The organism is Nitrospirillum amazonense (genome assembly GCF_029594735.1).
GTDB classification, from domain to species: domain Bacteria; phylum Pseudomonadota; class Alphaproteobacteria; order Azospirillales; family Azospirillaceae; genus Nitrospirillum; species Nitrospirillum amazonense.
On record NZ_JARPAF010000002.1, the window covers coordinates 2,086,059 to 2,103,485 of the forward strand.

The 17,427-nt window shown below is 64.8% G+C and carries 30 protein-coding genes; 1 reads left to right on the forward strand and 29 read right to left on the reverse strand.

Annotation, left to right across the window (positions count from 1 at the left end; genetic code table 11):
• Window positions 1–102 precede the first annotated feature (102 nt).
• Complete coding sequence (locus P5F91_RS15515) at window positions 103–765, forward strand: TlpA family protein disulfide reductase (protein WP_277907564.1); 663 nt, start codon at window positions 103–105, stop codon at window positions 763–765.
• A 36-nt stretch (window positions 766–801) separates the two neighbouring features.
• Here P5F91_RS15515 and P5F91_RS15520 read toward each other — a convergent pair whose 3' ends face one another.
• From P5F91_RS15520 to rpsJ, 29 genes are all read right to left on the reverse strand, one after another.
• Window positions 802–2,226: a DegQ family serine endoprotease gene (locus tag P5F91_RS15520; RefSeq protein WP_277907565.1), complete on the reverse strand. Its 1,425-nt coding sequence runs from the start codon at window positions 2,224–2,226 to the stop codon at window positions 802–804.
• Between the two features lie 53 nt (window positions 2,227–2,279).
• Window positions 2,280–2,531 (reverse strand): hypothetical protein, encoded by a 252-nt coding sequence (locus tag P5F91_RS15525; RefSeq protein ID WP_277907566.1) that lies wholly within the window; start codon window positions 2,529–2,531, stop codon window positions 2,280–2,282.
• Window positions 2,532–2,763: 232 nt separating this feature from the next.
• Window positions 2,764–3,186: a 50S ribosomal protein L17 gene (rplQ, locus tag P5F91_RS15530; protein WP_040848395.1), complete on the reverse strand. Its 423-nt coding sequence runs from the start codon at window positions 3,184–3,186 to the stop codon at window positions 2,764–2,766.
• A 165-nt stretch (window positions 3,187–3,351) separates the two neighbouring features.
• Window positions 3,352–4,368: a DNA-directed RNA polymerase subunit alpha gene (locus tag P5F91_RS15535; RefSeq protein WP_040848396.1), complete on the reverse strand. Its 1,017-nt coding sequence runs from the start codon at window positions 4,366–4,368 to the stop codon at window positions 3,352–3,354.
• Between the two features lie 231 nt (window positions 4,369–4,599).
• Entirely contained in the window at window positions 4,600–4,998 is a 399-nt protein-coding gene (gene rpsK, locus P5F91_RS15540) for a 30S ribosomal protein S11 (protein WP_004273656.1), read from the reverse strand.
• Window positions 4,999–5,017: 19 nt separating this feature from the next.
• Window positions 5,018–5,386 carry a 30S ribosomal protein S13 gene (gene rpsM / locus P5F91_RS15545; RefSeq protein ID WP_004273657.1) on the reverse strand — a complete coding sequence of 123 codons (369 nt, stop codon included), beginning with the start codon at window positions 5,384–5,386 and terminating at the stop codon, window positions 5,018–5,020.
• A gap of 418 nt (window positions 5,387–5,804) precedes the next feature.
• A complete protein-coding gene (locus P5F91_RS15550) occupies window positions 5,805–6,452 on the reverse strand; it encodes an adenylate kinase (protein ID WP_004273658.1) in 648 nt (215 codons plus the stop codon).
• Window positions 6,449–7,783: a preprotein translocase subunit SecY gene (secY, locus tag P5F91_RS15555; protein ID WP_145609114.1), complete on the reverse strand. Its 1,335-nt coding sequence runs from the start codon at window positions 7,781–7,783 to the stop codon at window positions 6,449–6,451. Before secY ends, P5F91_RS15550 begins: the two co-directional genes overlap by 4 nt.
• Before the next feature lie 180 nt (window positions 7,784–7,963).
• Window positions 7,964–8,440 carry a 50S ribosomal protein L15 gene (gene rplO / locus P5F91_RS15560; RefSeq protein ID WP_145609113.1) on the reverse strand — a complete coding sequence of 159 codons (477 nt, stop codon included), beginning with the start codon at window positions 8,438–8,440 and terminating at the stop codon, window positions 7,964–7,966.
• Between the two features lie 33 nt (window positions 8,441–8,473).
• Window positions 8,474–8,665, reverse strand: coding sequence for a 50S ribosomal protein L30 (gene rpmD, locus P5F91_RS15565; RefSeq protein ID WP_040848399.1), 192 nt, complete (start codon window positions 8,663–8,665; stop codon window positions 8,474–8,476).
• Complete coding sequence (gene rpsE, locus P5F91_RS15570; protein WP_040848400.1) at window positions 8,665–9,267, reverse strand: 30S ribosomal protein S5; 603 nt, start codon at window positions 9,265–9,267, stop codon at window positions 8,665–8,667. The genes rpmD and rpsE overlap by 1 nt, the downstream gene beginning before the upstream one ends.
• Before the next feature lie 12 nt (window positions 9,268–9,279).
• Window positions 9,280–9,642: a 50S ribosomal protein L18 gene (rplR, locus tag P5F91_RS15575; RefSeq protein ID WP_088871756.1), complete on the reverse strand. Its 363-nt coding sequence runs from the start codon at window positions 9,640–9,642 to the stop codon at window positions 9,280–9,282.
• Window positions 9,643–9,653: 11 nt separating this feature from the next.
• Entirely contained in the window at window positions 9,654–10,187 is a 534-nt protein-coding gene (rplF, locus tag P5F91_RS15580) for a 50S ribosomal protein L6 (RefSeq protein ID WP_145609112.1), read from the reverse strand.
• 12 nt (window positions 10,188–10,199) lie between these two features.
• Window positions 10,200–10,598 carry a 30S ribosomal protein S8 gene (gene rpsH, locus P5F91_RS15585; protein WP_004273660.1) on the reverse strand — a complete coding sequence of 133 codons (399 nt, stop codon included), beginning with the start codon at window positions 10,596–10,598 and terminating at the stop codon, window positions 10,200–10,202.
• 15 nt (window positions 10,599–10,613) lie between these two features.
• Complete coding sequence (gene rpsN, locus P5F91_RS15590; RefSeq protein ID WP_004273661.1) at window positions 10,614–10,919, reverse strand: 30S ribosomal protein S14; 306 nt, start codon at window positions 10,917–10,919, stop codon at window positions 10,614–10,616.
• Between the two features lie 16 nt (window positions 10,920–10,935).
• Complete coding sequence (rplE, locus tag P5F91_RS15595) at window positions 10,936–11,478, reverse strand: 50S ribosomal protein L5 (protein WP_040848402.1); 543 nt, start codon at window positions 11,476–11,478, stop codon at window positions 10,936–10,938.
• A gap of 8 nt (window positions 11,479–11,486) precedes the next feature.
• Window positions 11,487–11,801 carry a 50S ribosomal protein L24 gene (gene rplX / locus P5F91_RS15600; protein ID WP_040848403.1) on the reverse strand — a complete coding sequence of 105 codons (315 nt, stop codon included), beginning with the start codon at window positions 11,799–11,801 and terminating at the stop codon, window positions 11,487–11,489.
• The gene (gene rplN / locus P5F91_RS15605; protein WP_004273662.1) at window positions 11,802–12,170 is read right to left on the reverse strand and encodes a 50S ribosomal protein L14; all 369 of its coding nucleotides are present in this window, start codon (window positions 12,168–12,170) and stop codon (window positions 11,802–11,804) included.
• Window positions 12,171–12,195: 25 nt separating this feature from the next.
• Window positions 12,196–12,453 carry a 30S ribosomal protein S17 gene (gene rpsQ / locus P5F91_RS15610; protein ID WP_004273663.1) on the reverse strand — a complete coding sequence of 86 codons (258 nt, stop codon included), beginning with the start codon at window positions 12,451–12,453 and terminating at the stop codon, window positions 12,196–12,198.
• 14 nt (window positions 12,454–12,467) lie between these two features.
• Window positions 12,468–12,674 carry a 50S ribosomal protein L29 gene (gene rpmC, locus P5F91_RS15615; RefSeq protein ID WP_040848404.1) on the reverse strand — a complete coding sequence of 69 codons (207 nt, stop codon included), beginning with the start codon at window positions 12,672–12,674 and terminating at the stop codon, window positions 12,468–12,470.
• A complete protein-coding gene (rplP, locus tag P5F91_RS15620; RefSeq protein ID WP_040848405.1) occupies window positions 12,671–13,096 on the reverse strand; it encodes a 50S ribosomal protein L16 in 426 nt (141 codons plus the stop codon). The genes rpmC and rplP overlap by 4 nt, the downstream gene beginning before the upstream one ends.
• Before the next feature lie 29 nt (window positions 13,097–13,125).
• Complete coding sequence (gene rpsC / locus P5F91_RS15625; RefSeq protein ID WP_040848406.1) at window positions 13,126–13,806, reverse strand: 30S ribosomal protein S3; 681 nt, start codon at window positions 13,804–13,806, stop codon at window positions 13,126–13,128.
• A 1-nt stretch (window position 13,807) separates the two neighbouring features.
• Complete coding sequence (gene rplV, locus P5F91_RS15630; protein ID WP_004273664.1) at window positions 13,808–14,203, reverse strand: 50S ribosomal protein L22; 396 nt, start codon at window positions 14,201–14,203, stop codon at window positions 13,808–13,810.
• Window position 14,204: 1 nt separating this feature from the next.
• The gene (rpsS, locus tag P5F91_RS15635) at window positions 14,205–14,483 is read right to left on the reverse strand and encodes a 30S ribosomal protein S19 (protein WP_004273665.1); all 279 of its coding nucleotides are present in this window, start codon (window positions 14,481–14,483) and stop codon (window positions 14,205–14,207) included.
• A 12-nt stretch (window positions 14,484–14,495) separates the two neighbouring features.
• Entirely contained in the window at window positions 14,496–15,323 is an 828-nt protein-coding gene (gene rplB, locus P5F91_RS15640) for a 50S ribosomal protein L2 (protein ID WP_040848407.1), read from the reverse strand.
• 11 nt (window positions 15,324–15,334) lie between these two features.
• Window positions 15,335–15,652, reverse strand: a complete 318-nt coding sequence (locus tag P5F91_RS15645; RefSeq protein WP_088871757.1) for a 50S ribosomal protein L23 — start codon at window positions 15,650–15,652, stop codon at window positions 15,335–15,337.
• The gene (gene rplD / locus P5F91_RS15650; RefSeq protein WP_145609111.1) at window positions 15,649–16,269 is read right to left on the reverse strand and encodes a 50S ribosomal protein L4; all 621 of its coding nucleotides are present in this window, start codon (window positions 16,267–16,269) and stop codon (window positions 15,649–15,651) included. The genes P5F91_RS15645 and rplD overlap by 4 nt, the downstream gene beginning before the upstream one ends.
• Window positions 16,270–16,274: 5 nt before the next feature.
• Window positions 16,275–16,982: a 50S ribosomal protein L3 gene (gene rplC / locus P5F91_RS15655; RefSeq protein WP_040848410.1), complete on the reverse strand. Its 708-nt coding sequence runs from the start codon at window positions 16,980–16,982 to the stop codon at window positions 16,275–16,277.
• Window positions 16,983–17,040: 58 nt separating this feature from the next.
• Entirely contained in the window at window positions 17,041–17,349 is a 309-nt protein-coding gene (gene rpsJ, locus P5F91_RS15660) for a 30S ribosomal protein S10 (protein ID WP_040848411.1), read from the reverse strand.
• Between the last annotated feature and the right edge of the window lie 78 nt (window positions 17,350–17,427).

The window sequence follows — 17,427 nt, forward strand, 5'->3', positions numbered from 1 at the left end:
GGGGCCCCCATTTACACCCTCGCCGGGTTGCATAAACGTTCCCCGTATAAACCAAAGTGGGTCGCTGGTCGCCGGCCAGCCCAATGGAAACAGGGCATATCAATGAGCCACATACTGACGCGGCTGATCCTGGGCGCGGCCTTGGCAGGGGTCCCCAGCCTCCCCTGGGCGGCCGTGGCCAGCGACGCCACAACCACGTCGCCCACACCGCCGCCGGTTCAACGGATCACGCGCACCGACAGCCCTGCGGAATTGGCCCGCCACATCACGGCCCTGCACGCCGCGCCGTTCAAGGACACGGCCGGGCAGCCGTTCCGCTTCGACAGCCTGAAGGGCAAGATCGTGTGGGTGAACCAGTGGGCCCACTGGTGCGCCCCTTGCGTCGCGGAATTCCGCGTGATGCGCCAGGTGCAGGAGCAGGTGGGCGCGGACAAGCTGGAAATCGTCCTGGTCTCCCGGCTGCGCGACTGGGAAAAGGACCAGGCCTATGTGAAAGAGCATGACTTGCCCTGGCGGCAGGTGGTGCTGGACCTGCCCCCCGGCACGTCACGGGACCTGTATGCCGACGTCTCGATGAATCCGCCGGAACAGACGGCCATCGGCACCGCCTTCCCCATGAGTACCTTCCTGGGGAGGGATGGCGAAGGCTTGCGCTTCGATCGCCACCCCATTCCGGTGACGCAAGGGGGCGATCCGCAAAATTCCCATGACGTGGACATATTGGTCCGGACCTTGACCGAGTGGGCGGCCCGGGCGCCGGGCTGACGCGGCGGCAAACCGCGTCAGCCGGCGACGAAGCCCTCAGCCACCGACGCTCAGCGTCAGCACCTGATCACCCCGGCGGACAGCCAAGTCCCAGCGGCGCTGTGGCTGGTTCACCAACCGTTTCAGGTCGGCCACACGCGTGATGGGCTGGCCGTTCACCTTCACCACCACGTCGCCCGGCTGGAAGCCCAGGGCCTGGGCGGTGGTGCCCGGCTGCACCTTCAGCACGATGACGCCATCGGAGCTGCCGGCGTAGCCGACCTCCTCGGCAAGTGCCGGGTTGATGTTGGCGACGGTGGTGCCGGCGAAGGGTTGGCGGCCATCCAGCGCGGTCTCATCCCGGGGCGGGTCTTCCGGCGGGCCGATCAGCTTCACCGGCAGCTTGGTCTCGGCCCCCTTGCGGATGATGGTCAGGGTCGCGTTCCCGCCCACGGGCAGCAGCGCGATGCGGTAGCGCAGGCTTTCCGGATCATCGACCAGGTGGCCGTTCACCGACGTCACCACGTCCCCCACCTTCACGCCCGCCTGCTCAAGCGGCCCCTTGGGGTTCAACTGGTTGATCAGCACGCCCTGGGGCCGGGGCAGGCCCAGGTTGGTGGCCAGCTCCTGCGTCACCGGCTGGCCGCTGGCGCCCATCCACGGGCGCACCAGCTTGCCGCCCCCCTCCACCGCGGTGACGACGGAGCGCACCATGTCCGCCGGGATGGCGAAGCCGATGCCGACCGAGCCGCCGCTGCGCGAATAGATGGCCGAATTGATGCCGGCCAGCTTGCCGTCCATGGTGATCAGCGCGCCGCCGGAATTGCCTGGGTTGATGGCGGCATCCGTCTGGATGAAGAAGTTGAAGTCCGACACGCCCACGCCGGTGCGGGCCAACGCCGAGACGATGCCGCTGGTAACCGTCTGGCCCACGCCGAAGGGGTTGCCGATGGCCAGCACCAGGTCACCCACCTGGATGCTGTCGCTATCGCCCAGGTCCAGCGTGGGCAGCTTCTCACCCTTGGTGTCGATGCGCAGGACGGCCAGGTCCACCTTCTCGTCCGCGCTCATGACCTTGGCGGGAAACTCCCGCCGGTCCGCCAGCACCACGGTGATCTGGTCGGCGTCCTTGATGACATGGTCGTTGGTGACGATCAGGCCGTCGGGCCGGATGATGACGCCAGAGCCCAGCGAGGACTCCACCCGCTCGCGCGGAACGCCGCGGAAGGCGTCGCCGAAGAACTGCCGGAAGAACGGGTCCTCCATGAAGGGGGACACGCGCTGCTTGATGACACGGCGGCTGTAGATGTTGACCACCGCCGGCGCCGCCCGCTTCACCAGGGGGGCGTAGCTGAGCGTGATCTGCTCTCGGCTCTGCGGCACCTGCTGGGCCAGGGCCGGCGGCGTCAAGGCCAGGCCGGCGGCGACAGCCACCAGGGCGCAACGGGAGACTAGGCGGCGGAACGGCGTTTCAAGCGTCACGGGGAAGAACTCTCACGTCTGATCGAAACGAGGGGACGGGGGTGAGATAGGGTTCAGCCCGGGTCGCCGCAACGGTTCAGGCAGGATTTCAGGTCGCGCTGGCACATGCCGTTGTTCAGTTCGGGCGTATGATCGCTCTGCCCGGCCTTGGTGTCGCCGCACACCTGGCTGTCGCGGTTGCAGCGCGCCACGCAGGCCGCGTGCGTGTCCAGCTTGCCCTCGCGCTGCGACGGCAGCGCCATGCAGCCGCCCAGCCCCGCCAACAGCAGGCAGGCCACAGCCGCCTTGATTCCCAAAATACGCACCGGTTCACCCTCCTGTCCGCGCGGGTGGCGCGCCTGTCGCGCCGGCGATGGACGGGCCGCAGGATGCGCGATTTGCTGCCCGCCCGTCGAGAGTGGAAAAAGCGGCCATCCCCGCCCAGCCTCGCCTTACACGACGGGCCCCCGGCGGGCCCGCCGGTGGGATAATGAAAAAGGGCGGACCCTCACGGATCCGCCCCTTCCCTTACCATTCCGGAAGTGGAACAGCCTAGACTCAGGCCGCTTCTTCCTCGGTCTCCGTCACCTGGACCGGACCGCTGTCCTGGCCCTTGGCGGAGACGTCGCGGTCCACCAGCTCGATGACGGCCATGGCGGCCATGTCACCGTAGCGGAAGCCGGCCTTCAGGACGCGGGTGTAGCCACCCTGACGGTCCTTGTAACGCTCGGCGATAGTGGTGAACAGCTTGTCGACCATGGCGTTGTCGCGCAGTTCCGCGAACGCCAGGCGACGGTTGGCGAGGCCGCCCTTCTTGCCCAGCGTGATCAGCTTCTCCACGATCGGCCGCAGGTCCTTGGCCTTCGGCAGGGTCGTCTTGATCTGCTCGTGCTTAATCAGGGCATTGGCCATGTTGGAGAACATGGCCAGACGGTGGGTAGAGGTCTTGCTGAACTTACGCCCGGAAACGCCGTGACGCATGGTGCTTCTCCTTTCATGTCCGGGTGTCGGATGCCGACACCTATGACGATCCCCGAAACGCCCGCCTGTGCCCGTAAGGGGCGCTGGCCGGTACGGCGGGGGTGGGCCCTATGCCCTGTACTCCGCATCCGGCCGTAACCGGATGCGGAGAACCTCACATCAAGCTCAGTACGGCTCTTCCAGACGCTTGGCCAGGTCCTCGATGTTCTCGGGCGGCCAGTTCGGGATTTCCATGCCGAGGTGCAGGCCCATCTGGGACAGCACTTCCTTGATTTCGTTCAGCGACTTGCGGCCGAAGTTCGGGGTGCGGAGCATTTCCGCTTCCGTCTTCTGCACCAGGTCGCCGATGTAGACGATGTTGTCGTTCTTCAGGCAGTTGGCCGAACGGACCGACAGTTCCAGCTCGTCCACCTTGCGCAGCAGGTTCTTGTTGAACGGCACCTCGTCGGACTTCTCCGACGCGGTGACGGCCTGCGGCTCCTCGAAGTTGATGAACAGCTGCAGCTGGTCCTGCAGGATGCGGGCGGCGATGGCCACGGCATCCTCGGGCGTCACGGCGCCGTTGGTCTCGATCGACAGCGACAGCTTGTCATAGTCGGTGCGCTGGCCCAGGCGGGTATTCTCCACCTTGTACGCCACCTTGCGGATGGGGCTGTACAGGGCGTCGATCGGGATCAGGCCGATGGGGGCGTCTTCCGGACGGTTCTGGCTGGCGGGGACGTAGCCCTTGCCCTTCTCGACCGTCAGTTCCATGTTCAGGCGGGCGCCGGCGTCCAGGGTGCAGATCACCAGGTCGGGATCCATCACCTCGATGTCGCCCGTCACCTCGATCATGCCGGCGGTGACTTCCTTGGGGCCTTCGGCGCGCAGGCGCAGCCGCTTCGGGCCCTCGCCCTCCATCTTCAGACCCATGTTCTTGATGTTCAGAACGATGTCGGTCACGTCCTCACGGACGCCGGGGATGGAGGAGAATTCGTGCAGGACGCCATCGATGTGGATGGCGGTGACCGCCGCCCCCTGAAGGGACGACAGCAGGACGCGGCGCAGGGCGTTGCCCAGGGTCAGGCCAAAGCCACGCTCCAGCGGGCCAGCGACGATGGTGGCCTCACGGCGCGGATCGGCACCGACGTTCACGTCGAGCTTGCTGGGCTTTTCCAGGGTCTGCCAGTTCTTCTGAATCACGGGTAGTTGCCTCTAATGCCATCGGGAGGACACGACACCCGGTTTCACCGCTGTCGGGTGCGGATCAGGGCGCCGGTCCTGCGACCGGCGCCCTGTCCTGAACCTGACCACCTCCCCCATGCATGGGCGATCGCGATGGCATGCGAAAGCCGGTCCCGGGGCGGCGGGGAAACGCGGAAGCGTTTGGACCGGAAGCGGCCGCAAGGGCCGCCTCCGTAATCGGTAGAACGATCAGACGCGGCGCTTCTTTGGCGGGCGAACGCCGTTGTGCGGGATCGGCGTCACGTCGCGGATGGACGTGATCTGGAAGCCGACCGACTGCAGGGCGCGCAGGGCGGACTCACGGCCCGAACCCGGACCCTTCACTTCCACTTCCAGGGTGCGCATGCCGTGTTCCTGGGCCTTGCGGCCCGCGTCTTCGGCGGCCATCTGGGCGGCGTAGGGGGTCGACTTGCGCGAACCCTTGAAGCCCATCATGCCCGACGAGGACCAAGCGATGGTGTTGCCCTGCGCGTCGGTGATGGTGATCATGGTGTTGTTGAACGAGGCGTTCACATGCGCCACGCCCGAGGTGATGTTCTTGCGCTCGCGGCGACGAAGCCGGGCGGCAGAAGCGTTGGGCTTTGCCATTTCTTATCAGTCCTTCAGCTTACTTCTTCTTACCGGCGATCGGCTTGGCCGGGCCCTTGCGGGTGCGCGCGTTGGTGTGCGTGCGCTGACCGCGGACCGGCAGGCCCTTGCGGTGACGCAGGCCGCGGTAGCAGGCCATGTCCATGAGCCGCTTGATGTTCATGGCGACAGAGCGACGCAGGTCGCCTTCGACCGAGTAGTCGCTGTCGATGACTTCGCGGATACGCAGGACTTCGTCGTCGGTCAGCTGATGCACGCGGCGCTCCAGCGGAATGCCGACCTTGCCGCAGATCTCCTTCGCCATGAAGGGACCGATGCCGTGAATGTACTGAAGGGCGATTTCCACCCGCTTCGCGGTGGGAATATTAACGCCAGCGATACGCGCCACGCGCTTTCTCCATCGTTCATGCCCGCCCCGGCGTCACGCCCGGGCGATGCGATCTTCGTCCACACCCCGCCTGATCACCGGCTCCCGTGGCGGGGACATCCAATGACCTTCGGGGCATCTCATCCGAAGAAAACCTGGAAACTCCAGGATCTCCAAATGCACATACGAACCAACTCCGTCCCGCCACCCCAAAGGGGCGCCAGGGCCGAGAGCCGGTTTCATCCGGACCCGCAGGGCCACAGCCCGGAACGGATCGGATGCGGGAGTATACGCAGGCGCGACCGGATGTCAACCGCGCCCACGCGGGCGGCGCCCACGCCGGGCATGCAGCCAGGTGATAGGCCACCAAAGGAAAAGGCCGCCTCCCCCACTGGAGAAACGGCCCTTTCCCTATTCGGACAACCGCGACGCCCGAGGCTCAGGCGGCGATGATGGCTTCCAGCTGACGGGTGACCTCGTCGATCTCCGCCATGCCGTCCACCTGCTTCAGCACGCCCTTGCCCTGATAGTAAGGCAGGATGGGCGCCGTCAGCGCGTGGTATTCCGCCAGACGCTTGGTGAAGGTCTCGGCGTTGTCGTCGGCCCGGCGCTTGAACTCGGTCGAGCCGCAGATGTCGCAGACGCCCGCCACCTTGGGCTGGTGGAACTTGTCGTGATAGCCGGCGCCGCATTTGGCGCAGGTATACCGGCCGGTCACACGCTCCACCAGGGCTGCGTCGTCCACCACCATCTCGATGATGTGGTCCAGCTTCAGGTGCTTGTCCGCCAGCATGCGGTCCAGGGCCTCAGCCTGTGGAACCGTGCGGGGGAAGCCGTCGAGGATGAAGCCCTTGGCGCAATCCGGCTGGGTGATGCGGTCGGCGATCATCTCGACCATGATCGCGTCCGGCATCAGCTTGCCGGCGGCCATGATCTCCTTGGCCTGCTGACCCAGGGGGCTGCCGCTATCCTTCAGCGCCCGCAACATGTCGCCCGTCGACAACTGCACCAACCCGAACTTCCGTTCAAGCCGCTGCGCCTGCGTTCCCTTGCCGGCGCCCGGCGGCCCCAGAAGAATCAGGTTCATCCACGCCTCCCCCTCAGCTTTGCCTTCTTGATGAGGCCTTCATATTGATGCGCCAGCAGATGCGAATGGATCTGGGCGACCGTGTCCATAGTCACCGTTACCACAATTAGCAGGCTGGTGCCGCCAAAATAAAAAGGAATAGCGTTCTTGGCCATCAACAGTTCGGGCAATAGACAAACCACCACCAGGTAGCCGGCGCCCAACACCGTCAAACGGGTGAGAACAAAGTCCAGATAGTCAGCGGTGTTCTTACCCGGACGGATACCGGGGATGAAACCGCCATACTTCTTCAGATTCTCCGCCGTCTCGGTCGGGTTGAACACGACCGCGGTATAGAAAAAGCTGAAGAACACGATCAGCGCCATGTACAGCACGATATAGAGCGGCTGGCCATGGGTGACATAGCGGGCGATGGTCTGCAGGATCTCCGGACCGGTGCCGCCGGAAAAACCGGTGACGGTGGCCGGCAGCAGCAGAAGCGAGCTGGCGAAGATCGGCGGGATGACGCCCGACGTGTTCAGCTTCAGGGGCAGGTGCGAGGCTTCACCCCCATAGACCTTGTTGCCCACCTGGCGCTTCGGGTACTGCACGATCAGCCGGCGCTGGGCGCGTTCCATAAACACGATGAAGAAGATCACGCCCACGGCGATGGCCAGCAGCAGGGCCAGGATGCCGAAGCCGATGGCCCCGGTACGGCCCAGTTCCAGCAGCTGCATCAGCGCCTTGGGCAGGGCCGCCACGATGCCGGTGAAGATGATCAGCGAGGTGCCGTTGCCCACGCCCCGGGCAGTGATCTGCTCACCCAGCCACATCAGGAACATGGTGCCACCCACCATGGTGACCACGGTGCTGATGATGAAGAAGGGGCCGGGATCGATCACCGTGCCGCCCTTGGCGCCCTGCAGTGCCACGGCCAGGCCATAGGACTGGAAGATGGCCAGGATCACCGTGCCGTAGCGGGTGTACTGGTTGATCTTCTTACGACCCGCCTCGCCTTCCTTCTTCATGGCTTCGAGGCTGGGGATCACGGCCGTCAGCAGCTGCACGATGATGCTGGCGGAGATGTAAGGCATGATGTTGAGCGCGAAGATGCTCATGCGCTCAATGGCGCCACCCGCGAACATGTTGAACATGCCCAGGATGCCGCCCTTGGCCTGGTTGAAAACGTCGGCGAAGGCCTGGACGTTGATGCCCGGCAGGGGAATGTAGGTGCCCAGGCGGAAAACGATGAGCGCTCCCAGGGTGAACCAGAGCCGCTTCTTCAGTTCCGTGGCCTTGGCGAAGGAGCCGAAATTAAGATTAGCGGCGAGCTGCTCGGCGGCTGAAGCCATGGAATCCGTTCCTATCGAGGCGCCTCTCAGGGGCGCGGCACAGACGGTATCAAAAAGACAAAAGAAAAGGGACCGTCGCCGGTCCCCCTAACGGGTCCCACCCCAGATGGGGAGACCTGCGGCAGAAAGAAAGACGGCCGGCGCTCGCTTTTAACACGAACGCCGGCCGCACTTCCTTAATTACTCGGCAGCCGCTTCGACCGCGGGCACCTTGACCGAGCCACCAACGGCTTCCACGGCGGCCACGGCCGCGGCGGAGGCGCCGGCGACATCGAACGCCACCTTGGCGGTGATGCTGCCCTTGGCCAGCAGGCGCACGCCGTCGCGGGACGGGCGCACCAGACCGGCGGCGACCAGCACCTCGGCGGTGATCACGTCGGCGACGTTCAGGCGGCCTTCATCGATGGCCTTCTGGACGGTGCCCACGTTCACCACCGAATAGTCGGTGCCGAACAGGTTGTTGAAACCGCGCTTCGGCAGGCGGCGATGCAGGGGCATCTGACCGCCTTCGAAGCCGTTTATCGACACACCGGAACGCGAGGTCTGACCCTTCACGCCACGGCCGCCGGTCTTGCCCTTGCCGGAGCCGATGCCCCGACCAACCCGGGTGGGCGCCTTGCGGGCGCCCGGGTTGTCGCGAATATCCGTAAGCTTCATGACTTTATCCCTTCAAGCCGTATCGGGAAGGCCTCAGGAGGCCTTCTCGACGCGCACGAGGTGCTGCACCTTGGCGATCATACCGCGGACCGAAGGGGTATCCTCCAGCTCGCTGGTACGGTGCAGCTTGTTGAGACCAAGACCCACCAGCGTCGCCCGCTGGTCCTTCTGGCGGCCGATCGGGCTGCCGATCTGGGTCACGATGACGGTGTTCTTCTCGCTCATCACGCGCTCTCCTTCGCCTCGGCACCAGCCTCGCGGCGGCCCAGGATATCGCTGACGCGACGGCCACGGCGGGCGGCGACGGCGCGGGGGCTGACGCACTGGGACAGGGCGTCGAAGGTCGCCTTGATCATGTTGTGCGGGTTCGACGTGCCAACCGACTTGGTCACGACGTCCTGGACGCCGAGAGCCTCGAAGATCGCGCGCATCGGACCACCGGCGATGATGCCGGTACCGGCGTCGGCGGTGCGCAGCACCACCTTGCCGGCGCCGAAGTGGCCGTGCACGTCATGATGCAGCGTCCGGCCCTCGCGGAGCGGCACGCGGATCATGGAGCGCTTGGCCTGATCGGTGGCCTTGCGGATGGCCTCCGGCACTTCGCGGGCCTTGCCCGAACCAACGCCGACGCGACCCTTGGCGTCACCCACCACGACCAGGGCGGCGAAGCCGAAGCGACGGCCACCCTTCACCACCTTGGCGACGCGGTTAATACCAACGAGCTTTTCTACCAGCTCGCTTTCCTCGCGGTCCCGGGGCGTACGATCCCGGTCCCCGCCACGCTCGCGACCGCCGCTGTTGCCGCCGTCCCTCTCGTTACGTGCCATAATCGCTACCCCTTAGAACTGCAGGCCGGCTTCGCGCGCGGCGTCGGCCAGGGCCTTGACCCGGCCATGGAACAGGTACGAACCGCGATCGAACACCACTTCCGTGATGCCGGCTTCCTTGGCCCGCTCGGCGATCAGCTTGCCGACGGCCTTGGCCGCTTCGATGTCGGCGCCAGTCTTCAGCTCCGCACGCAGGGTCTTGTCGATGGACGAGGCCGCGGCCTTGGTCTGGCCGGCCACGTCGTCGATGACCTGGGCGTAGATGTGCTGGCTGGACCGGAACACGGACAGGCGCGGACGCCCCTGCCCCAGCTTCCGGACCCGCGTGCGCACCCGCTGCTTGCGGCGCGCGCTCAGAACTTTTGCATTGCTCATGATCGTGCGCCTTACTTCTTCTTGCCTTCTTTGCGGATGATGACCTCATCCGCGTACCGGATGCCCTTGCCCTTGTAGGGCTCGGGCGGACGGTACGCGCGGATCTCAGCCGCAACCTGGCCAATCTTCTGCTTGTCGAAACCGGTGATCGAGATGGAAGTGGGCTTGTCGCACTTCATCGTGATGCCGGCCGGGATCGGGAAGCGCACGTCATGGCTGAAGCCCAGGTTCAGGAGCAGTTCCTGACCCTGGACGGCGGCCTTGTAACCCACGCCCGTGATCTCGAGGTTCTTGGTGAAGCCGGTGTCGACACCCTTGACCATGTTGGCCAGCAGCGTGCGGGAGGTGGCCCAGTTCACGCGAGCCTTGCGGCTGTCGTTCGCGGGCTTCACCACCACAGCGCCGTTTTCCAGCGTGGCGGAGATGTCGTCAACCAGGGTCAGACTGAGCTGGCCCAGCTTGCCTTTCACGGTGACGTTCTGGCCGGTGACCTGAACGGTCACGCCGGCCGGAACGGGCACCGGATGCTTGCCGATACGAGACATGTGGCCAGCTCCTTAGAACACTTTGCAGAGGACCTCGCCGCCAACATTGGCGGCACGGGCCTCGCTGTCCGACATGACGCCACGGGGCGTCGACAGGATCGAGATGCCGAGGCCATTAAAGACCCGCGGCAGATCGGCGATCTTGGAGTAAATGCGGCGGCCGGGCTTCGACACGCGCTGCACCTGCTTAATGACAGGCTCGCCTTCGTGATACTTCAGCTCGATACGCACGCTATGGACGCCCGGACGAACCGTGTCCAGGGAGTAGCCACGGATGTAACCCTCGCGCTTCAGCACCTCCAGAACGTTGGTGCGCAGCTTCGAGGCCGGGCTGGTGACAGACTGCATGCGGGCCCGCTGTCCATTACGGATGCGGGTCAGCATATCGCCCAAGGGATCGCTCAACGCCATTTCCCGAACCTCCGATTACCAGCTGGACTTCGTCATGCCCGGGATCTGGCCGGTAGAGGCCAGGTCGCGCAGGGCAATACGAGACAGCTTAAACTTGCGGTAAAAAGCACGCGGACGACCGCTCAGCTCGCAGCGATTCCGAATACGGGTCGGGCTGGAGTTGCGCGGCAGCTCGGCGAGCTTGAGGCGGGCGGCGAACCGCTCCTCGGGCGGCAGGGTGCGATCGGACGCGATGGCCTTCAGAGCATTACGCTTGCCGGCGTACTGCTTCGCGAGGCGCTCGCGGCGCTTGTTCTTCTGAACAGAACTGGTCTTGGCCATGGGAAGCTCCTGCCGCTCAGTTCGCGAACGGCATCTGGAAGCCCTTCAGGAGGGCCTTGGCCTCCTTATCGGTCTTCGCCGTGGTGACGATGATGATGTCCATCCCCCGGATTTCGTCCACGCGGTCGTAGTCGATTTCCGGGAAAATGATCTGCTCCTTGAGACCCATGGCGTAGTTGCCACGACCGTCGAAGCTCGTGCCCGACACGCCACGGAAGTCGCGGACGCGCGGCAGGGCGATCGTGATCAGACGGTCCAGGAACTCGTACATGCGGTCACGGCGCAGGGTCACCTTGCAACCAATGGCCATGCCCTCGCGCAGCTTGAACTGCGCGATGGACTTGCGGGCGCGGGTCACCACCGGCTTCTGACCGGACAGGGCGGTCAGATCGGTGACGGCGGCGTTGATCTTCTTACCATCGGACGTGGCTTCGCCGACGCCCATGTTAATGATGATCTTCTCGATCCGCGGCACTTCCAGGTCGTTGGCGTAGTTGAACTCGCTCTTCAGCGAGGCGCGAACGACGGAATCGTAATGTTCTTTAAGCCTGGCAGCCATAACGCGCCTCACAGGTCGATGACTTCACCGGAAACCTTGGCAAAACGGACCTTGCGGCCGTCTTCCAGGATCCGGTAGCCGACGCGGGTCGGCTTGTTGGTCTTGGGGTCGACATGGGCGACGTTGGAGACGTCGATGAACGCCTCGAGCTCAACGATGCCACCCTGCTGGGTCGGAGTCGGACGCTGGTGCTTCTTCACCAGGTTCACGCCGCGCACCTTGACGCGGTTCTCCTTCGGCAGAACGGCGATCACCTCGCCCTGCTTGCCCTTGTCCTTGCCGGCGATGATGACGACCTTGTCGGCCTTCTTAATCTTCGACATTTACAGGACCTCCGGCGCCAGGGAGATGATCTTCATGAACTTCTTGGCGCGCAGCTCACGCGTGACCGGCCCGAAGATACGGGTCCCGATCGGCTCACCCTGCTTGTTGATGAGCACGGCCGCGTTGCGGTCGAAGCGGATGGCGGAACCGTCGGTGCGACGGATTTCCTTGGCGGTGCGAACGATGACGGCGCGGTGCACGTCACCCTTCTTCACGCGGCCCCGCGGAATGGCCTCCTTGACCGAGACGACGATGACGTCGCCAACGGCCGCGACCTTCCGCATGGAGCCGCCCAGCACCTTGATGCACTGCACCCGGCGCGCGCCGCTGTTGTCAGCGACCTCCAGGTTGGTTTGCATCTGGATCATGGTTTGGCTTCCTTAAGCAAAACAGTTAGACGGCGGCGCCCGACGGGGCGGCGCTTTCCACGACGACGGCCCACCGCTTCCGCTTGGAAATCGGACGGCACTCTTCGATCGTCACCGTGTCGCCAGCCTTATAAGCATTCTGCTCGTCATGAGCAGCATACTTCTTCGACTGCTTAATAAACTTCTTGTACACGGGGTGCATAACACGACGCTCGACCAGCACGATGACGGTCTTGTCGCCCTTGTCGCTCACAACCGTGCCCTGCAAAACACGCCGGGGCATAACGCTTCCCCCTGTCAGGACACGGGCGCAGCGGTTTCCCGCTGGCCCAGGATGGTCTTAATCCGAGCGATGTCGCGCCGAACCTGGCCGACACGCGCGGTATTCTCCAGCTGCCCGGAGGCGCGCTGGAAGCGCAAATTGAACTGCTCTTTCTTCAGCTGCAAGAGCTGGTCCTGCAACTCATCCACGCTTTTCGTGCGCAGGTCGACGGCTTTGGTCATGCCTCAGCTCCCTCACCCAGGCGGGTGATGAATCGGGTCTTAATCGGCAGCTTGGCAGCGGCCAGCTCGAAGGCGCGCTTGGCGAGGTCCGCCGGCACACCATCCAGCTCGAACATGATGCGGCCGGGGGCCACGCGGGCCGCCCAGAACTCGGGCGAACCCTTACCGGAGCCCATGCGGACTTCGGCGGGCTTGCTCGACACCGGCACGTCCGGGAAAATCCGGATCCAGACCCGGCCCTGACGCTTCATGTGACGGGTGATCGCGCGGCGGGCCGCCTCGATCTGGCGCGCGGTGATGCGCGCCGGTTCGACCGCCTTCAGGCCAAAGGCGCCGAAGTTCAGCTGGCTGCCGCCCTTGGTGGCGCCGTGGATGCGCCCCTTGTGCTGCTTGCGGTACTTAGTACGTTTCGGACTCAGCATGGCAATTGCCCTCTAGTATCCGTTCACCCTCAGCGCGCCGCGACGGGCTGCTGATCGGCGCGCTTGTCCTGGGCGAACGGATCGTGCGCCAGAATTTCGCCCTTAAACACCCACACCTTGACACCGCAGGTGCCGTAGGTGGTCTTAGCCGTGGCCGTGCCGTAATCGATCTCGGCGCGCAGCGTGTGCAGCGGCACGCGACCTTCGCGGTACCACTCCATACGAGCGATCTCAGCACCACCCAGACGGCCGCCGCAGTTGATGCGGATGCCCTGGGCGCCGAGGCGCATGGCCGACTGCACGGCGCGCTTCATGGCGCGACGGAAGGCGACACGACGCTCCAGCTGGCTGGCGATGTTCTCGGCGATCAGCCGGGCGTCGAGTTCCGGCTTGCGGATCTCGACGATGTTCAGGCTGACCTCGGAACCGGTCATGCGGCCCAGATCGGTGCGCAGCTTCTCGATGTCGGCGCCCTTCTTGCCGATCACCACACCCGGACGGGCCGTGTGGATGGTGACGCGGGCCTTCTTGGCCGGCCGCTCGATGATGATGCGCGAGGCGCCGGCCGCGGCCAGCTTGCCCTGCAGGTGCTTGCGCAGGCGCAGATCCTGGTGCAGCAGCGTGGCGTAGTCGCGGCTGGCGAACCAGCGGCTGTCCCAGGTCCGGTTGATACCGACGCGGAGCCCGATGGGGTTGACTTTCTGACCCATGTTACGCGGTCTCCCCCGTGGCTTCCTCGGCGCGCTCGCGCACCACCACGGTCAAGTTGCTGTAAGACTTCTCGACACGGGCGCCGCGACCGCGGGCCCGGGCATGGAAGCGCTTCATCACCAGGGCGCGGCCCACGGTGGCGTAAGCAACCACCAGACGGTCAACGTCCAGCTGGTGGTTGTTTTCGGCGTTGGCGATGGCCGACTGCAGAACCTTCTTCACTTCGCCGGCGATGCGGCGCTTGGAGAAGGTCAGCATGGCCAGCGCGGTGCCGGCTTCCTTGCCGCGGATCATCTGGGCGACGAGGTTCAGCTTGCGGGCACTGGACTTGATCATCCGGCCGTGCGCCGCAGCCTCGTTGTCGGCGAAAGGCCGTTCAGATTGAGGCTTGCTCATTTTACTTCCTCTTCGCCTTCTTGTCGGCCGCGTGGCCGTAGAAAGTCCGCGTCGGGGAGAACTCACCGAACTTGTGTCCGATCATGTTCTCTGTCACGAGCACCGGCAGGAACTTATGGCCGTTGTAAACGCCAAAGGTCAGACCGACGAACTGGGGCAGGATCGTGGAACGGCGCGACCAGATCTTGATGATCTCGTTGCGGCCGGACGCGCGCGCCTTCTCTGCCTTCTTCAAAAGGTAGCCGTCAATGAACGGCCCCTTCCAGACGGAACGGGTCACGGGTCCTACTCCTTACTTAGAGCGACGACGACGGATAATCAGGCCGTCCGTCTTCTTGTTGCTACGCGTCTTCTTGCCCTTGGTCGGCTTGCCCCACGGCGTGACCGGATGACGGCCACCGGAGGTACGGCCTTCACCACCACCGTGCGGGTGGTCGATCGGGTTCATGGCGACGCCACGGACGGACGGACGACGGCCCAGCCAACGGTTGCGACCGGCCTTGCCGATCACGGTGTTGGACTGGTCGGGGTTGGACACGGCACCGATGGTGGCCATGCACTCGCCCCGGACCATGCGCAGCTCACCCGAGGGCAGCTTCAGCTGGGCGTAACCCTGGTCGCGGCCCACCAGCTGCAGGAACGTACCGGCGGAACGGGCGATCTGCCCGCCCTTGCCCGCACGCAGCTCCACATTGTGGACGATGGTGCCAACCGGGATGTTCTTCAGCGGCATGGCGTTGCCGGGCTTCACATCGACCTTCTCACCAGCGACGACGACGTCGCCGGCCTTCAGGCGCTGCGGAGCCAGGATGTAGGCCAGGTCGCCGTCCTGATAGCGGATCAGAGCGATGAAGGCCGTCCGGTTCGGATCGTACTCCAGACGCTCGACCGTCGCGGGGACGTCGAACTTGTTGCGCTTGAAGTCGACCAGACGGTAACGGCGCTTGTGGCCGCCGCCCATGCGACGCGCGGTGATGCGACCGGTGTTGTTACGACCGCCGGTGCCGCTCAGGCCCTCCGTCAGACGCTTAACCGGCTTGCCCTTGTACAGCTCCGAGCGGTCGACCAGCACCAGCTGACGCAGGCTCGGGGTAATGGGACGGTAAGTCTTAAGTGCCATCGTTAATGCCCTCACACGCCGGTGGTGACGTCGATCGTGTGCCCTTCGGCGAGGGTCACGATGGCCTTCTTGAAGTCGGACCGGCGAGCCACGATGCCCCGGAAGCGCTTGGTCTTGCCCTTCGAGACGATGGTGTTCACGGCCGTCACCTTGACCTTGAACAGGCCTTCGACGGCCTGCTTGATCTCGGGCTTCGTGGCATCCAGGGGCACCCGGAAGGTGACCTGGTTATGCTCGGAGCCCAGGGTGGACTTTTCGGTGATGACGGGCGCGACGATCAGGTCGTACATGCGCTCGGCGCTCACAAACGGCTTCGCGTTCTTGCTCATTTCAGGCGAGCCTCCAACTGCTCGACCGCGTTGCGGGTCAACACCAGGGTGTCGCGCCGCAGGATGTCGTACACGTTGGCGCCCTGCTCCGGCAGCACATCCACGTGAGGAATGTTGCCGGCGGCCCGGACGAAATTCTCATCCAGGTTGGCGCCGTCGATGATCAGAACCGAGCTCAGGCCCAGGGCGCCGAACTGCTCGACCAGCGCCTTCGTCTTGTGGGTCTCGGCGCGGGCGTCGTCCAGGATGACCAGCTTGCCCTCGGCGGCCTTGACCGACAGGGCGGTCTTCAGGGCCAGCTTGCGGACCTTCTTCGTCAGGTCGTGCTCATGGCTGCGCACCACCGGACCGAAGATCACCGCACCGCCGCGGAACTGCGGCGAGCGCAGGGAGCCCTGACGGGCACGGCCGGTGCCCTTCTGCTTCCACGGCTTCTTGGTCGTGCCGGAGATCTCGGAGATCCCCTTGGTCTTGTGCGTGCCCTGACGGCGCTTGGCCAGCTGCCAGTTCACCATGCGGGCCAGCAGATCGGCACGGGCCGGCAGGCCGAACACGGCGTCGTCCAGCTCGATCTCGCCGACTTGCTCGTTCTTCAGGTTCTTAACGGTCGTCTTCATGATGCTCAGCCCTCCTGCGCGGCAGGAGCGTCCTGCGTCGGCGCACGGAAGGCGGCCGGGAAGGGAACGCCCTCCGGCAGCTTCTTCTTCACGGCGTCCTTGACCAGGATGTAACCGCCTTCGGAGCCGGGGACGGCGCCGCGGACGAGGATCAGGCCGCGCTCGACATCGACCGAGACGACCTTCAGGTTCTGGGTGGTGACCTGCTCAACGCCCAGGTGACCCGCCATCTTCTTGTTCTTGAAGGTGCGGCCGGGATCCTGGCGCTGACCGGTCGAACCGTGCGAACGGTGCGACACGGACACACCGTGCGTGGCGCGAAGGCCGCCGAAGTTCCAGCGCTTCATGCCACCGGCGAAGCCCTTACCGATGGTCGTCCCGGTGACGTCCACGAACTGGCCAGCGACGAAGTGATCGACGGTGATCTCCGCACCGACCTCGACCAGGGCGTCCGGGGTCACCCGGAACTCCACGGTCTTCTTCTTCGGCTCAACCTTCGCCTTGGCGAAGTGGCCGCGCTCAGCCTTCGTGACGTTCTTCACCTTGGCCTTGCCCACGCCGATTTCCAGGGCGGTGTACCCGTCCCGGTCTTCGGTCTTGTGGGAGACGACCTGGCAATTGTCGACTTTCAGCACAGTCACCGGCACGTGCTCACCCTCATCCGTGAAGATGCGGGTCATGCCGAGCTTCTGCGCGATCAAACCGGATCGCATTTTAGTCTCTTCTCCTAACAGGGGACATCCTCAGGGGGAGAGGTCCCACAACTCAAACTTACAGCTTAATCTCGACGTCGACGCCGGCGGCCAGGTCGAGCTTCATCAGCGCGTCCACGGTCTGCGGGGTCGGATCGACGATGTCCAGCAGGCGCTTGTGGGTACGGATCTCGAACTGCTCACGCGACTTCTTGTCGATGTGCGGGCTGCGGTTCACCGTGAACTTCTCGACCTGGGTCGGAAGGGGGATCGGACCGCGCACCCGGGCACCGGTCCGCTTGGCCGTATTCACGATCTCGCTGGTCGACTGGTCGAGCACGCGATGATCGAACGCCTTCAGGCGGATCCGGATATTCTGGCTTTCCATCGTCCTAAACCTTGGTTGGAAGCGGTGCCGAATAGCATCGGCACCGCACACCGTCAATCAAATCAGTTGGTACTTATC

Bases quoted from the DNA above. Each gene is read 5' to 3' on its own strand.
- P5F91_RS15515 (WP_277907564.1), top strand. From the start codon at position 103: ATGAGCCACATACTGACGCGGCTGATCCTGGGCGCGGCCTTGGCAGGG.
- rplQ (WP_040848395.1), bottom strand. From the start codon at position 3,186: ATGCGTCACGGCGTTTCCGGGCGTAAGTTCAGCAAGACCTCTACCCAC.
- rpsK (WP_004273656.1), bottom strand. From the start codon at position 4,998: ATGGCAAAGCCCAACGCTTCTGCCGCCCGGCTTCGTCGCCGCGAGCGC.
- P5F91_RS15550 (WP_004273658.1), bottom strand. From the start codon at position 6,452: ATGAACCTGATTCTTCTGGGGCCGCCGGGCGCCGGCAAGGGAACGCAG.
- secY (WP_145609114.1), bottom strand. From the start codon at position 7,783: ATGGCTTCAGCCGCCGAGCAGCTCGCCGCTAATCTTAATTTCGGCTCC.
- rplO (WP_145609113.1), bottom strand. From the start codon at position 8,440: ATGAAGCTTACGGATATTCGCGACAACCCGGGCGCCCGCAAGGCGCCC.
- rpmD (WP_040848399.1), bottom strand. From the start codon at position 8,665: ATGAGCGAGAAGAACACCGTCATCGTGACCCAGATCGGCAGCCCGATC.
- rpsE (WP_040848400.1), bottom strand. From the start codon at position 9,267: ATGGCACGTAACGAGAGGGACGGCGGCAACAGCGGCGGTCGCGAGCGT.
- rplR (WP_088871756.1), bottom strand. From the start codon at position 9,642: ATGAGCAATGCAAAAGTTCTGAGCGCGCGCCGCAAGCAGCGGGTGCGC.
- rplF (WP_145609112.1), bottom strand. From the start codon at position 10,187: ATGTCTCGTATCGGCAAGCATCCGGTGCCCGTTCCGGCCGGCGTGACC.
- rpsH (WP_004273660.1), bottom strand. From the start codon at position 10,598: ATGGCGTTGAGCGATCCCTTGGGCGATATGCTGACCCGCATCCGTAAT.
- rpsN (WP_004273661.1), bottom strand. From the start codon at position 10,919: ATGGCCAAGACCAGTTCTGTTCAGAAGAACAAGCGCCGCGAGCGCCTC.
- rplE (WP_040848402.1), bottom strand. From the start codon at position 11,478: ATGGCTGCCAGGCTTAAAGAACATTACGATTCCGTCGTTCGCGCCTCG.
- rplX (WP_040848403.1), bottom strand. From the start codon at position 11,801: ATGTCGAAGATTAAGAAGGCCGACAAGGTCGTCATCATCGCCGGCAAG.
- rplN (WP_004273662.1), bottom strand. From the start codon at position 12,170: ATGATCCAGATGCAAACCAACCTGGAGGTCGCTGACAACAGCGGCGCG.
- rpsQ (WP_004273663.1), bottom strand. From the start codon at position 12,453: ATGCCCCGGCGTGTTTTGCAGGGCACGGTTGTGAGCGACAAGGGCGAC.
- rpmC (WP_040848404.1), bottom strand. From the start codon at position 12,674: ATGACCAAAGCCGTCGACCTGCGCACGAAAAGCGTGGATGAGTTGCAG.
- rplP (WP_040848405.1), bottom strand. From the start codon at position 13,096: ATGCTGAGTCCGAAACGTACTAAGTACCGCAAGCAGCACAAGGGGCGC.
- rpsC (WP_040848406.1), bottom strand. From the start codon at position 13,806: ATGGGTCAGAAAGTCAACCCCATCGGGCTCCGCGTCGGTATCAACCGG.
- rplV (WP_004273664.1), bottom strand. From the start codon at position 14,203: ATGAGCAAGCCTCAATCTGAACGGCCTTTCGCCGACAACGAGGCTGCG.
- rplB (WP_040848407.1), bottom strand. From the start codon at position 15,323: ATGGCACTTAAGACTTACCGTCCCATTACCCCGAGCCTGCGTCAGCTG.
- P5F91_RS15645 (WP_088871757.1), bottom strand. From the start codon at position 15,652: ATGAGCAAGAACGCGAAGCCGTTTGTGAGCGCCGAGCGCATGTACGAC.
- rplD (WP_145609111.1), bottom strand. From the start codon at position 16,269: ATGAAGACGACCGTTAAGAACCTGAAGAACGAGCAAGTCGGCGAGATC.
- rplC (WP_040848410.1), bottom strand. From the start codon at position 16,982: ATGCGATCCGGTTTGATCGCGCAGAAGCTCGGCATGACCCGCATCTTC.
- rpsJ (WP_040848411.1), bottom strand. From the start codon at position 17,349: ATGGAAAGCCAGAATATCCGGATCCGCCTGAAGGCGTTCGATCATCGC.